Origin of the sequence: Natrinema altunense (assembly GCF_000731985.1) — an archaeon.
Taxonomy (GTDB): domain Archaea; phylum Halobacteriota; class Halobacteria; order Halobacteriales; family Natrialbaceae; genus Natrinema; species Natrinema altunense.
In genome coordinates this window covers 21,698-35,643 of sequence record NZ_JNCS01000012.1, presented here as the reverse complement: position 1 = coordinate 35,643, position 13,946 = coordinate 21,698, and the positions used below count along the sequence as shown (strand labels likewise).

Here is a 13,946-nt window from a genome sequence, read left to right as displayed (position 1 = left end):
TGGTACTGAGCCTGAACCGGCAGGACGGGACACTGAATCGGACCCCACAACGACCGCACCGCAGTCGTCGGCAGCCACGTCACCCACGACGAACTCCTCGCGTGTTCGCCAGTGGGCGACAGAAGCCGACTCGAGAGACCCTGTGCGTCCCGACGGCGAGCCGGTCAGTGTCGACCGGACCATTACTGACGACCCGGGCTACGAACAGGACAATGTGGAACACTTCCCACAAAACAAAACTGTTCGATATGTGAGTCACATGAGCGGCGGCGAGCCCGCCGCGTACGATACCTGGTCGTTCGAGGAGTGGGGCCGGATTGAAAGCGCCGAGGTGGGCGCGACTCGAGCGCGGACGGTAACGGCCCGCAGACTCGGCGTGGAGGAAGTCGGAAGTGGTATGTCGAGTCCGCCGGACGAGGCAGAGACCGAAGGACTTGTTATTACGGTCCAGATCTCGAAGACACTCAGCCGCGATGGTGAGGTCGTAAGTTGGCCTGTGGCAACGTTTCCGGACCTCAAAGGGGCGGCACCGCGCTCGGTCGATGTGACACTGTCAATCGAGGGCGACACCTTCTCCCGACCGGTACCGGTGTACGTAAGCTACAGTGTTATGCACTACGATTAACAGACTCGTACGCGGCTCTACTGGCTTCGATCTCTCCCGAATCGGTAGATGACTCCCGGAGAACGACGTGAGTGGAAGGAAGCGGACCGGGACTGATCCCATACCGGAAGTCCTGTTTGGATTTCATGCTATGTGTATACTAACTGTCTTTTGCGTATCTTGTACGCGCCTGGAGCGGGATAATATCGCTGTAGAAATAACCGAATATCGGAGAGTACTTGTCAACAATTAGTTAATGGCGTATCTTTGTCAACATAATACCGAGTCGGTCACCTCGTATCCGCCGAGAAGACCAGCCTCAACTTCTACGTGGACCGGGGCAGAGTGACGACAGCGAGGAGGGATCGATCAGACCGTCCGGTCACGACTGTACTGTGGACCCGAACTGTACCGGATAGTCTCCAGAAGTCGACAAGAATGGGCCCCAGCATCCAGCGAATCGGAGGACGGGTTGGACACGGGACGATCGCGGCTGGGCTCTTCGATCGGTGTGACAGCATGGATCTGTCTCCGAGTAGAGTTTGTCATATACAAACCTATATGCCGCGATGAGAACATAAACGACATGCACGCCGACGACTCGGCCGGGTCCCCCCGCCGCATCAAATCCATTCAGACAGCGAGTGCCATTCTGGAAGCGATACAATATCTCGAGGAACCGACGTTTACCGATATTTGTAACGAGGTCGATATTTCGAAGGGGACGGTCCACACGTATCTCGAGACGCTGGAGAACGAAGGGTTCATCGCGAAATCGGGGACGGAGTATCAGCTCGGGGTGCGGCTGGTGACGATGGGGGAGAGCGTCCGAAATCAGACCGACATCTACCGCGCAGGGCAAGACGAAGTGGAAAAACTCGCGGAGAAGACGGGTGAGTGGGTCCATCTCACGGTCGAGTGCCAGGGACAGGAAGTAACGCTCTACGAAAGTAGCGGCGACAGGGCGATCGCGATGGATTACCACCTTCGAATGCGGGAGTCGCCGCAGTACCTGTACCACACGGCGGCCGGAAAGGCGATGCTCGCGTGTTTCGACCGAGACCGGGTCCGGGAGATCGTCGACCAACAGGGGTTCGTCCAACGAACCGAAAAGACGATCACCGATCTCGAAACGCTGTTCGACGAACTCGATCAGATCCAGGCCCAGGGGTACGCGGTCAACGACGAAGAGGAAGTTCGGGGCATGCGCTCCGTCGGAACCGCGATCACGGGACCCGACGCCACCGTCCGCGGGGCGATCAGCGTAACAGCACCGACCAGTCGCCTCTCCGGGGACTACTTCGAATCCGAGATCCCCGAATTAGTAATGGAAGCAGCCAATATCATCGAGGTGAACCTCGAGACGGCTGGCGTCCAGAAGCCACGCTAAGTGCGGGTATCGAGTCGAAAACGGGGTTCTCGTGGATCGGCGTCGGCAATCACGCCGTGAAACGCGTATTCGATCGTCGACCGATCGCCCTATGGCCAGAGTCCGCGGGCCTCCTTTGCCTCGCCGATGCGGTTGAGCGCCACGACGTACGCCGCATCCCGCCAGCTCAGGCCCCGTGCATCGACTTCCGCTTTCACGTCGGTCCACGCGTCGAGCATCGCCGACTCGAGTTCGTCGTTGACCCGCTCTTTGGACCACGTGCGGCGGTTGATATCCTGGAGCCACTCGAAGTAGGAGACGGTGACGCCGCCGGCATTCGCGAGGATGTCAGGAATAACGTGTTTACCGCGCTCGTTCAGGATCGTGTCCGCGGACGAAGTAGTCGGGCCGTTTGCGCCCTCGACGATGATGTCGGCCTGGATTCGATCCGCGTTGTCAGCCGTGATGACGTTCCCGATGGCGGCCGGGATGAGAACGTCCACGTCCAGTTCGAGGAGTTCCTCGTTGGAAACCGTGTTCGAACTGTCGTAACGCATCACGCCCTCGGGCTCCTCCTTGTGGGACGGAACGTCCTGTGTCTTCAGGCCGTCCGGGTCGTACAGACCGCCGTTGACGTCGCTGACGGCGACGATGTCCGCACCCCACTCGTCGAGCAGGCGGGCGGCGTTCGCACCGACGCTCCCGTACCCTTGGACCGCGATCGACACGTCGTCGAGGCTCTCGTCGTAGTACTCGATCGCTTCGCGCGCGACGATGGCGACGCTCCGCCCGGGTGCTTCCTCGCGACCGTAACTCCCGCCGATGACGGGCGGTTTGCCGGTGACGACGCCGGGGATCGTTTCCCCCTCCTGCATGCTGTACGCGTCCATGAACCAGGCCATCGTCTGTGCGTCGGTGCCCATATCGGGTGCGGGGATGTCCCTGCTGGGACCAACCTCGTCTCGGATTTCCTCCGCGAACCGTCGGGTCAGGCGTTCTTTCTCGTCGTCGCTGAGTTCCTTCGGATCGACGACGATACCCCCTTTCCCGCCGCCGAACGGGATATCCATCACGGCACATTTCCACGTCATCCACATCGCGAGGCCGACGCACTCGTCGGCGTTCACCTCGGGGTGATAGCGGAGCCCGCCCTTGTAGGGGCCGCGAACGTCGTCGTGCTGTGCTCGATAGCCCGTAAAGACGTCGACGGAGCCGTCGTCCCGCTCGAGCGGAATGGAGACTTCGACGACTCTGGTCGGGTGTTTGAGGCGTTCGATGACGCCGTCGTCGACATCGGTCCGGCCCGCAGCGGTACGGAGCTGCCGGCGAGCCGTTTCGAGGGGTGATTCTGTCGTCGATTCGCCGTCCGATTCGGAGTGGGTAGTCTGCTTCTGTGTCATTGTTGAAGTCGGGTGGTGGTGTCGAGCATCGTGATCATCCGGCGACGGGCGTCGCGAGCGCGTGGGCACGTGCCCGGATCGTGCCGATGGAGCCGCGCGATCATCAACTGGCTACTCGATTACGATTCGACGTGGTCGATCGCGTCGTCGAGGAGGTCGACGGCGATGTCGAGTTCGCGCTCGCGAACGTCGAGGGGTGGGAGCAGGCGGAGCGTCTTTTGCCCACAGCCCAGCGTCAGTAGCCCTCGCTGGAGGGCAGCGTCGACGACCGCCTCCCGACGATCTTTCGTATCGAACTCGACCGCGGTCATCAGACCGAGTCCGCGAACGTCGACGATCGTCTCGGGGTGATCGTCCTGAAGCTCCTCGAGCTGTCCCAGGAACCGCTCGCCGACCTGCGTCGCGTGGCTGAGGAGGTCGTGTTCCTGTATGGCCGCGACCGTGAGCGTTCCCTGAATCGAGGAGAGGATATCACCGGCACCCCACGTCGAGGAGATACGGCTCTTTTTATCGGGGAAGATATCCGCGGACGAGATCGTCGCGCCGACGCGAAGCGCTTTGGCGCTCGTGATGACGTCGGGCTCGAAGTCGAAGTGGTCCGACGCCCACATCTCACCGGTCCGGCCGACCCCGGACTGGATCTCGTCGGCGATGAGCGGGATGTCGTGTTCGGCACAGAGGTCGTTGACCGCACGCATGAACTCGGCGTCGGGAACCTGATACCCGCCTTCGCCCTGGACCGGCTCGAGGATGAGGAAGGCGACCTGTTCCGGCGGGATGTGACCGTGTTTGGGGTCCAGTTTCTCGCGGAGGCGTTCGACGCCGGCCATGCTGTGGGGGACGTCGTGGATGCCGCTGAGCTCGGGGAAGTCGCGGCGATGGACGGATTTCGACCGGTTCAGCGAGAGCGTCCCGAGCGTGCGCCCGTGGAACGCGCCTTCGAACGTGAGTCCGTATTTGGGCTGCTCGCAGTTGTCGTAACAGATCTTCATCGCGTTCTCGACCGCCTCGGCCCCGGAGTTCGACAGGAAGACCGTATCCATCCCGTACTGCTCGGTGATGTCCGTCAACGTGTCCATGAGATGAGCGGGGCCGGGGAGTTCCGTGTCTTCCGGCGTTCCGCCAGTGCTGACGTAGAAGTCCTGTCCCGCGATTTTCAGCGGATCGACGAGGTCGAACTCCCGCAGCTTGTCCATCAGTTTCGGGTTGTTGTAGCCGAGCGGGGCGGCGGCGACGTGACTCGTAAAGTCGAGCAGAACGTTGCCGTCGGGATCGGTACAGAACGGACCGACCGCATCTTCGGTGATGTCCCAGACGAAATCATAGACGTACGTGCTCGTTGCTGCCGCCTCGCTGTGAAACTCGACCCACTCCTGGGCCTTTGGTCCCGGTAATTTTTGGACTGTTGGCTCAGCTTTTTCTCGCTGCATACACTGTCCTGTCCGCTACCACGATATAAATATTTCGTACAATACCCGCGTGTCGACGCGGGGGAAACGGCAATGGATATTTGAGATTATCAAAACGACTCGGACGTAAGCATCTGTCGGTCGTCGATCACTACGGTCCGGAACGAAGGACATCCGTTACAAACATATGCATGTATAAGTTCGGGCGAGTGGGCTTATCACCCCACCACAACAACACGACTACGGGTGGAAATCGACGGTCACCGGAGGGAATCCCTTTGACAGTCACGAACGGGTCCGTACGCGGATCGACGCGGAACGAATGATACCGTCGAGCGATGATTGTGGCTCCGTCCGTCCGTATTCGTTCGGGTCGGCGTAGCACGGTTCCAGTCACCGGATCAATCGTTCGGCCCGCGACTGATCCGGGTCCAGTAACAGGTGTCACACCGTGTCATCGGCTCGGTGGTGCCGAGAGTAATTCCACGAACCGTGCGGAACGGTTCCAGAGTAGATGTCAGCCGCTGTACCTCACTGCGCACCTGCTGGCGTGAGGACTGGGTGATCGGCGTACCACACGTTTCGGAGGATAGTCCAAACCCACTTTTCCATCGGTTCACGGTTGTACGACCCGCCAGGATACCGATATACGTCCCGTTTACCCCCGTGCCGATCGAATGCCGTCGCTGATCGCAGCCCGTTCGAACTAGCGCTTACACCGCGAGGCGTCCCGAGCAGTGTTCTCCCCTGCCCACGAACGAACTACAGCGAAGGTGCGACTGCTATCCGCGATAGCAGAACGCGACTCGAAACGCGGACTCGAGCAGGCGGTCCCGGACCCGGGTTCGCGTATATCAAACAGACGAGCCGGCCATACTGCACGAACCCTCGACGGATGCGACCGTGAATCAAACGGCCGATTACACATATATGATTGTAACAGGAGCGTGTAAACAAGCCGGATTCTCCCGTATCGAAGCGGGGCCGGGAAGACGGCGAGTAGGAGTCACCGCTCTCGATAGGCCCGGCGGCGCAACGGATTGTGAGGGTATCGGAGAGTCCGGAAGCGTTCCGAAACGAACTGACAGCCGTTTCCAGATCCGGTCTCCGTCCGTTACGCGACCCGGACTACGCTTTCAGCGCTGGCGGCATCCCTGACTTCCGCCCCGGAGAAAGCAACCGGTAGGAAGTAGAAGACGATCTCCCTCGGGCCGGTTCGAGAACCGATGCAATCGGAACTCGAACGGAAGCGATGGCGAGTTTCCGTGGTCCGCTCGAGCGGGTATCGTCCAGAGCCAAGCGCAACTCCCGCACCGAACGAACGGGACGCGCCAGTCCTTGAGAGCGGGTCTCGAGCTCTCTAAGCGGCCCCTCTCAACCAATATATTTATTCGTTATAGTCAAACTAATCGGCGCTCCATTGTGAGAGATGGTACCACAGTAATAGCCACGGGACGGTCTGCGAGAGCACAAGATACATAAACTATCATTGCAACCGTTGAACCGGCATGCATTGTCAACCCTACCCTTACGCAGCGGCTATACTGACGAGTGAGTCTCGAGGAACGGCTACCTGGACCGCGGAAGCGTCCGCATCTCGCTTGGTTTGTCGCGTCTGAGAACAATGGAATACGATATTCAACTCTTCGAAGATCTCGATCCGGACGCCCGTCCCTCGTTGGGGGAGGCGCTGATACCGGTCGCGGGAATGCTGACGTTCCTTGGTATCGGAATCGGGATATACGGGCTCGATCCGCAGTTCCCCCTGTTTTGGGGTATCACGTTTACCGGGTTGTTTAGTTACTACTGGCTCGGCGTCTCGTGGGACACGCTATACGATGGAATTACCCAAAGCCTCCTCATGGGGCTGCAGGTGGTGTTCATTCTCTTTATCGTGTATGCGCTCATCTCAACGTGGATCCATGCGGGAACGATACCCGCGATGATGTACTACGGGCTGAGTCTACTGACTCCCGCAGTGTTCCTCCCGATGACCGCGGTGATAACCGCCGTTATCACGTTCGCCATCGGATCCTCGTGGACGGCAGCGGGGACGCTCGGCGTCGCCTTCATCGGAATCGGCTCCGGGCTCGGCCTCCCCGCACCGATGACGGCCGGCGCGATTCTCACTGGGGCGTACACGGGTGACAAGCAGTCACCGCTGTCGGACACGACGAACCTCGCAGCAGCCGTCACCAACACCGATCTCTACGATCACATCAACGCGATGCGGAACGGAACGACGCTCGCGTTCGGGATCAGCGTCGTATTGTTCGCGATCCTCGGCCTCCGTGCCTCCGGGTCCATTCCGGCCGATCGAGTCGCCGAGATACAGACGGCACTCGCCGGCACGTACACGATCTCACCGCTCGCGTTCCTCCCGATCGTGGTCACGTTCGCGCTCGCGATATACGGCATTTCCGCGATACCGGCCCTCGGAACGGGGATCTTTGCCGGCGCGGCGACCGCGCTCGTGCTGCAAGACACGGGCTTTGAGCAGATCTGGACGGCGGCCCAGAGCGGTACGAGTCCCGAAACCGGACTCGAGGTCGTCAACGATCTCCTGGCCAGCGGCGGAATGGTCGGCGGATCGTGGGCCGTGACGATCGCCATTTCCGCGCTCGCGCTCGGCGGAATGTTCGAAAGCACCGGTATTATCGCCGTCCTCGCCCACCATCTCGGCCGCCTGAGCCGTAGCGTCGCAAGCCTGACCGGCGTGACTGCGTTCTCGGCCGTGTCGATGAACATCCTCGCCGCGGAGCAGTACGTCAGCATCGTCGTGCCGGGGATCACGCTACGGAACCTGTACGAGGAAAAAGACCTCAAGAGCGAAAACCTCTCCCGAGCCATCGAATCGTCCGGGACGGTGACGAGCGCGCTCGTCCCGTGGAACAGTGGTGCCGTCTTCATGGCGGGAACGCTCGGCGTCAGCACGTTCGAATACGCGCCGTACTATTTCCTCGGCTTTCTCTCGCCCCTGCTACTCATCCTGATGGGGATCACTGGGTGGAACATTACCTACAAGGAAACAGCAGACGCGGAGAGTGCCGCGGTCGAGCACGCCGAGACCGTCCCGGCCGAGCGCGAGTAAGGCTCACCCGGCCGTTCGACGCGGCTCGATATTCTATCCCGACGTATCGCACGTCGTCGAACCCGGTTCGTCCGATCGTCGTCGCCGCCGACTCGAGTGAGAGAGCAGATCACAGGCGGTCGGGACGAACCGCGGCCGCATGGCATCGACCGTGCGAACACTTCCATGGGACAGTCGAATCCCGAACCAACGACAGGTATCGGAGTCGGACATGGCAACCCGTAGTGGGTCGAAGGCACCGGCTCAACGATCGTCGCTCGGCTACGTCTCTCACAACGCGTAACACCCGGACAGCGACACCGCGTCGAGTATCGAATTACCTCGCATCGGAGCAAGCCCGACAATCGAGTGCAGCAGCTCAGTCCAGAATGCACTCGGAACGCGCGTAGGACGATCAGCGTGGGGTCTAGACGGCTCGACAGGACGGCCCGACGCGCGATCCCGGTGTTCGAAAACGGAGACCGATGCGGTCGCTCGTGTGTGGTCCGTCGTCGGACTCGCAGGTGGCAGTCAGACGGTCGCGGCTCGGCTGACGCTCGCGATCGCGTCATCGAGGAGGTCGACGGCGATGTCGAGTTCGCGGTCTCGAACGTCCAGCGGTGGCAGCAGTCGGAGCGTCTTCCGCCCGCAGCCAAGCGTTAACAGGCCGCGCTCGAGCGCAGCCTCCATGACCGCTTCGCGTTGGTCGGCGGTCTCGAACTCGACGGCGGCCATGAGTCCGAGGCCGCGTACGTCCTCGAGAGCCTGGTACTCGTCCTGAAGGGGTGCGAGGCGATCGAGGAGTCCCTTGCCCTGTCGGTCGGCGTGATCGAGCAAGTCGTGGTCCTCGATTGCGGCGAGGGTAAGCGAGCCCTGAATCGACGCCAGGATATCGCCGGCACCCCACGTCGAGGAGATGCGCGCTTTCTCGTCGGGGAACAGTTCCGACCGCGAGATCGTCGCGCCGACGCGAAGCGCTTTGGCGCTCGTGATGACGTCCGGCTCGAAGTCGAAGTGGTCCGACGCCCACATTTTCCCGGTGCGACCGACGCCCGACTGGATCTCGTCGGCGATGAGCGGGATGTCGTGTTCGGTACAGAGGTCGTTGACGGCGCGCATGAACTCGGCGTCGGGAACCCGGTAGCCGCCTTCGCCCTGGACCGGCTCGAGGATGAGGAAGGCGACCTGTTCCGGCGGGATGTGACCGTGTTTGGGGTCCAGTTTTTCGCGGAGGCGTTCGACGCCGGCCATACTGTGTGGTACGTCGTGGATGCCGCTGAGTTCGGGGAAGTCGCGGCGATGGACGGACTTCGACCGGTTCAGCGAGAGTGCACCGAGCGTGCGTCCGTGGAACGCGCCCTCGAACGTGAGTCCGTATTTGGGCTGCTCGCAGTTATCGTAACAGATCTTCATCGCGTTCTCGACCGCCTCAGCCCCGGAGTTCGACAGGAAGACCGTGTCCATGTCGTATTTGGCGGTGATCTCGGTCAGCTTGTTCATCAGGTGGCTCTGTGCCGGAAGTTCGGCTTCGTCGGGCGTGCCACCGGTGCTAACGTAGAAATCCTGCCCGGCGATCTTCAGCGGGTCCACGAGGTCGAACTCGCGGAGGTCGTCCATGATCTTCGGGTTGTTGTAGCCGAGCGGGGCGGCGGCGACGTGGCTCGTGAAATCCAGGAGCACGTTCCCGTCCGCGTCCGTACAGAACGGCCCCACGGCGTCTTCGGTGATGTCCCAGACGAAATCGTAGACGTACGTGCTCGTGGCCGCCGACTGATGATGGAGATCGACCCATTCCGTCGCGGTTGGACCTGGCAGTTGCTGTACGGCTGGCTCCGCTGTTTCACGTTGCATACTCACACGCACGGAGACGAGTGTCTTAAAACTCGGGGTTTCAACAAAATAGTGGTTCGTGAGTGATGCCGTGTAACCGGCAGGTGGGCCGCTCCGAGGGGTATTCGCTACGCTGTGCCGGTCATCTCTAGCAGTAACAGGTGCACCAGTAGAACGGCTACCGAAGCATTACGCGATTTGTTTCCCGAGGAGACTGGCGGCGAGTTCAGCCGCGACTTCCGCGGTGCGGTTATCCCGGTCGAGAATCGGGTTCACTTCGACGATATCGGCCGAGCGAAGCAGCCCCGCGTCGCGGTCTCGATTGGCAACGCACTCGAGTGCAGCGTGGGCCTCCCTGTAGTCGACGCCGCCGCGTACGGGGGTCCCAACGCCCGGTGCAACCGTCGGGTCGAGCCAGTCGAGATCGAGGCTGACGTGAATCCCGTCCACGCCGTCGGTTGCGATATCGAGGGCGTCCTCGACGACGGCCGTGATGCCCCGTTCGTCGATATCGTGCATCGTGAACACGGTAACGTCGCTTTCCTCGAGGGCGAGCCGTTCGGCGTCGTCGAGGCGTCGTGCGCCGACGATAACAGTATTCGACGGATCGACGGTCGGGGTCGCCGTCCAGTCGAGACCGTCGAACTCGCCGTAGCCAGTGAGGGCTGCGAGGGGCATGCCGTGGACGTTACCGCTGGGAGAGGTGTCGGGTGTGTTGTAGTCCCCGTGGGCGTCGAACCAGAGAACCCCGATATCCGCCGCTCGTGCTGCGCCGCGGATGGGTCCCATTGCAGTCGCGTGATCGCCGCCGAGAGCGATCGGCACGTCGCCGTCCGCGATCGTCTCGGCAACCTCGTCCGCGAGTTCGGCGGTCACACCGGCGATCTCGTCGAGATACTTCGCATCGTCCGCCGTATCCGGGGTCTCGCACTGCTCGAGTCGGGGAACACGCAGGTCCCCGAAATCGGTACAACGAACGCCAGCCGTTTCGAGCTCGGCGGCGATATCCGCATACCGGATGGCTCGCGGTCCGATGTCGACGCCGCGCCGATCCGCTCCGAGATCGAGCGGCGCGCCGAGCAGGCGAACGGTTCGAGTCGTCGATCGGTTCGGGTGGTCGGTCCTAGAGTCGGTCGGTGTCGTCATGATGGTGGGAAAGGTCGTCGATGGTGCCGTTTCGTCGGCAGGGTTACAGCCCTCGTGTCCTGCGCGCCGCGACGTCGCAGCAACTCGGAGAGGCATACAGCGGTTCGCCACGAGACATCTCGTTCTCGACCGTTGCCGGGAATCGAACAGGACTCCTCCGCAATCGTCGCGGGCACGCTCGAGCGATCGGCTCCGACGGGTGAGCTGCTGGAGCCACTCGACGTCGCTCGCTGTCACGCCGTCCGCGGTCGCGAACGTATCGGAGACGGCTGACGGTTACGGGTAGCGGATCTCCCGGCGGCGACGAGCGGTGAGACTGCCGGAGACACGTATCAATCACTCGGCTGTTTCGTACCGGTGGTCCAGTAGCAGTTTCCGCACCTCGGTTCCGGTTCACAAGTATCAATGGCAGTACCACATGCTGGACACCGTCGCTGGGAAGTAGCAGGCATGGTTCCGTGTATCGTCACGGTAACTCTACGGCAGCATATATACTCTTCGCAACTCGCGGACCGACGTCGAGACGGGTCAGCCCTCACGCTGTGCGGTCTCGAGGTTGACCTCGATGAGGTTCGCAGTCTCCATGACGATTTCGGGGACAGCAGACCGAAACCGCTCGCCTTGCAGCCGGCTGGCCGGTGCGCTCATGCTCACGGCACCGAAGATGGAGCCGTCGGGAACGCGAATCGGTGCGCCGACGGCACGCATGCCCCGGATCTCTTCTTCGTCGTTGAGCGCGTAGCCGTTCTCCCGCACCGTCTCGAGCGTGTCCCGCAGTTCGGCCTCGTCCGTGATCGTGTTTTCCGTCTGTGCTTCGAGTTCCTGGGCTTCGAGTATTCTGTCTCGACGGTCCGCAGCGAAGTTCGCGAGCATCGCTTTCCCGGCGGCGTTGTGGTGGAGGTACTGCGGTGTCTCGCGCAGACGGAGATGGTAGTCGGTCGCGATCGCGTATTCGCCACGACTCTCGTAGAGGGTGACCTCCCGGGCGCGTTCTTCGGCGACGAGGTGTGCGTATTCCCCGGTGCGTTCGGCGAGTGCGTCGACTTCGTCGTGGCCCGCCATGTACAGGCTGGTCTCGTTTCGCACGTGTTCCGCAACCGTGATGAACTGCAAGCTGAGCCGGTAGACACCGTCTTCCTCCGTAAGGTAGCCGCAGTTGTGAAGCGTCCGGAGATACGTGTGGACCGTCCCCTTCGTCAGATCGACTTCCTCGGCGATCTCCGTGAGCGTCCCCTCGTTGAGTCGTTTAATGACGGCGAGTATTTCATCGATCTTGTGGACCGATTTGATCTCCCGCCGACCGTTCGTTTCCTTTGCGGTACCGAACATAGTCCTTCGTCTATAGCGCCGTCTCATAAACATTTGCATATATCAAACGAGTTTATTCGGGCACGAAACCGATCTCGAGACGGAACCGCGAAAGGGAAAACCGCCGCCGATTCGACTCGCGAGCCCAGTTATTCGTCGGTCGTGATGTCGGCCGACAGTCCCTGAGCCATCTCGATCTCCTTGGAGTTGTTCATCGTCCAGGCGGTGCGCTCGGTGACGGCCTCGATGGCCTCGCGGGCGCTCGGATAGCCGTTGCCCGATTTCTTGACGCCACCGAACGGGAGATGAACCTCCGCACCGATACACGGCAGGTTCGCGTACGCGAGCCCGATATCGGCGTGATCGCGGAAGTAGTTGATCTGTCGGTAATCCTCCGAGATGATCGCTCCCGCCAGCCCGTAGGGCGTGTCGTTGTGCATCTCGACCGCATCCTCGATGTCACCGGAGTACTCGAGGAGGGCGACGTGAGGACCGAAACACTCCTCGTTGAGACAGCGCAGATCGGACTCGTAGTCGATCTCGTAGACGAACGGCCCGACCCAGTGGCCCTCCGCGTGCCCGTCCGGAATCTCGTCCGCTTCGAGTTCGAACCGGTCGACCAGCACGTTCGCGCCTTCCTCGCGGGCGAGTTCGTTGTGGCGGCTGATCTTCTCGACGTGGTCGGCCTCGATCGCCGGCCCCATGAACGTCTCCTCCTCGAGGGGGTCGCCGACGGCGACGTCCTTAGCGATGTCGACGAACCGCTCTTTGAACTCGTCGTAGACGTCCTCGTGGACGATCAGGCGTTCGGAAGAGACACAGCGCTGGCCGGTCGTCTTGAACGAACTCATGACGGCCGCGTGGACGGCGATGTCGAGGTCGGCCTCCTCGGTGACGACGATGCCGTTTTTGCCGCCCATCTCACAGGCCGCGAGCTTGCCGGGTTCGCCGCCGACCTTGCCGGCGATCTCGTGGCCGACTTCGGCCGAGCCCGTAAACAGGACCGTATCGACGCGCTCGTCGTCGGTGATCGCCGCCCCGGCGTCGCCGAACCCTTGGACCATGTTGAAGACGCCGTCGGGAATCCCCGCGTCCTCGAACATCTCGGCGATGATCTGGGCACACCACGGCGTCTGTTCGGCGGGCTTCCAGACGACCGTGTTCCCCTCGACCAGCGCGATGGCCATGTGCCAGAACGGGATCGCGACCGGGAAGTTCCACGGCGTGATACAGCCGATGACCCCACGCGGCTTCCGCCGCATGTACGCATCTTTGCTCGGAATCTCCGACGGCACGACGTCGCCGTGTGGATGGCGCGCGTTGCCCGCCGCCCACTCGACCATGTGCCAGGCTTCGGTCACGTCCGCCTTTCCTTCCGAGATCTCCTTGCCACACTCCTTCGAGACGATCTCCCCGAGTTCCTCGTGGCGCTCTCGCAGTTCGTGGTAGATGTCCCACAGGTACTCCGCGCGATCGATCGCCGACAGTTCCCGCCACTCCTCGAAGGCCTCGTCCGCCGCCTCGAGGGCCGCGTCGACATCTGCCTCCGTGCCGCGCTGGAACGTCGCCAGCGTCTCGCCCGTCGCGGGGCTTTCGCTCTCGAAGGTTTCGGAGCCGGTTCCGTTCGTCCATTCGCCGTTGATGTAGTGGAGATTGGCTCCACTTGCTGTTGATCGACTCACGTTAGACCCTTCTCCTGTGGCCCATATAATTGTTCATCTTTGAGCGAGCGATCCGTGACGCGGTTCGACGAGAAAGAAGGGTTTGAATATATCAAATACACGTTCGAGAGAGCACGGTGACTGCAAGA

9 protein-coding genes are annotated in these 13,946 nt (G+C 61.6%); 3 read left to right on the top strand and 6 right to left on the bottom strand.

What is annotated here, in order from left to right; translation table 11 throughout:
* The first annotated feature begins 142 nt into the window (after positions 1-142).
* A complete protein-coding gene (locus ALTAJ2_RS16435; protein WP_239647751.1) occupies positions 143-625 on the top strand; it encodes a hypothetical protein in 483 nt (160 codons plus the stop codon).
* Between the two features lie 565 nt (positions 626-1,190).
* Positions 1,191-1,994 (top strand): IclR family transcriptional regulator, encoded by an 804-nt coding sequence (locus ALTAJ2_RS16430; RefSeq protein ID WP_007107516.1) that lies wholly within the window; start codon positions 1,191-1,193, stop codon positions 1,992-1,994.
* 89 nt (positions 1,995-2,083) lie between these two features.
* On the opposite strand, the gene gdhB is transcribed toward ALTAJ2_RS16430, so the two are convergent.
* Together gdhB and ALTAJ2_RS16420 are read right to left on the bottom strand one after the other, a co-directional pair.
* Positions 2,084-3,373 (bottom strand): glutamate dehydrogenase GdhB, encoded by a 1,290-nt coding sequence (gdhB, locus tag ALTAJ2_RS16425; RefSeq protein ID WP_007107517.1) that lies wholly within the window; start codon positions 3,371-3,373, stop codon positions 2,084-2,086.
* A 119-nt stretch (positions 3,374-3,492) separates the two neighbouring features.
* Positions 3,493-4,803: a class-III pyridoxal-phosphate-dependent aminotransferase gene (locus ALTAJ2_RS16420; protein ID WP_007107518.1), complete on the bottom strand. Its 1,311-nt coding sequence runs from the start codon at positions 4,801-4,803 to the stop codon at positions 3,493-3,495.
* A 1,603-nt stretch (positions 4,804-6,406) separates the two neighbouring features.
* Between ALTAJ2_RS16420 and arcD the strand changes: the two genes are divergently transcribed.
* Positions 6,407-7,873 (top strand): arginine/ornithine antiporter ArcD, encoded by a 1,467-nt coding sequence (gene arcD, locus ALTAJ2_RS16415; protein ID WP_007107519.1) that lies wholly within the window; start codon positions 6,407-6,409, stop codon positions 7,871-7,873.
* 510 nt (positions 7,874-8,383) lie between these two features.
* Here arcD and ALTAJ2_RS16405 read toward each other — a convergent pair.
* From ALTAJ2_RS16405 to ALTAJ2_RS16390, 4 genes are all read right to left on the bottom strand, one after another.
* Positions 8,384-9,703 carry a class-III pyridoxal-phosphate-dependent aminotransferase gene (locus ALTAJ2_RS16405; protein ID WP_007107520.1) on the bottom strand — a complete coding sequence of 440 codons (1,320 nt, stop codon included), beginning with the start codon at positions 9,701-9,703 and terminating at the stop codon, positions 8,384-8,386.
* A 168-nt stretch (positions 9,704-9,871) separates the two neighbouring features.
* Positions 9,872-10,828, bottom strand: coding sequence for an arginase (gene rocF / locus ALTAJ2_RS16400; protein WP_007107521.1), 957 nt, complete (start codon positions 10,826-10,828; stop codon positions 9,872-9,874).
* A gap of 528 nt (positions 10,829-11,356) precedes the next feature.
* Positions 11,357-12,157: an IclR family transcriptional regulator gene (locus ALTAJ2_RS16395; RefSeq protein WP_007107522.1), complete on the bottom strand. Its 801-nt coding sequence runs from the start codon at positions 12,155-12,157 to the stop codon at positions 11,357-11,359.
* A gap of 128 nt (positions 12,158-12,285) precedes the next feature.
* Positions 12,286-13,818 (bottom strand): aldehyde dehydrogenase family protein, encoded by a 1,533-nt coding sequence (locus ALTAJ2_RS16390; RefSeq protein WP_007107523.1) that lies wholly within the window; start codon positions 13,816-13,818, stop codon positions 12,286-12,288.
* Positions 13,819-13,946: the final 128 nt, after the last annotated feature.

Coding starts and splice junctions, on each gene's coding strand:
- arcD (WP_007107519.1), top strand. CDS start 6,407: ATGGAATACGATATTCAACTCTTCGAAGATCTCGATCCGGACGCCCGT.
- gdhB (WP_007107517.1), bottom strand. CDS start 3,373: ATGACACAGAAGCAGACTACCCACTCCGAATCGGACGGCGAATCGACG.
- ALTAJ2_RS16420 (WP_007107518.1), bottom strand. CDS start 4,803: ATGCAGCGAGAAAAAGCTGAGCCAACAGTCCAAAAATTACCGGGACCA.
- ALTAJ2_RS16405 (WP_007107520.1), bottom strand. CDS start 9,703: ATGCAACGTGAAACAGCGGAGCCAGCCGTACAGCAACTGCCAGGTCCA.
- rocF (WP_007107521.1), bottom strand. CDS start 10,828: ATGACGACACCGACCGACTCTAGGACCGACCACCCGAACCGATCGACG.
- ALTAJ2_RS16395 (WP_007107522.1), bottom strand. CDS start 12,157: ATGTTCGGTACCGCAAAGGAAACGAACGGTCGGCGGGAGATCAAATCG.
- ALTAJ2_RS16430 (WP_007107516.1), top strand. CDS start 1,191: ATGCACGCCGACGACTCGGCCGGGTCCCCCCGCCGCATCAAATCCATT.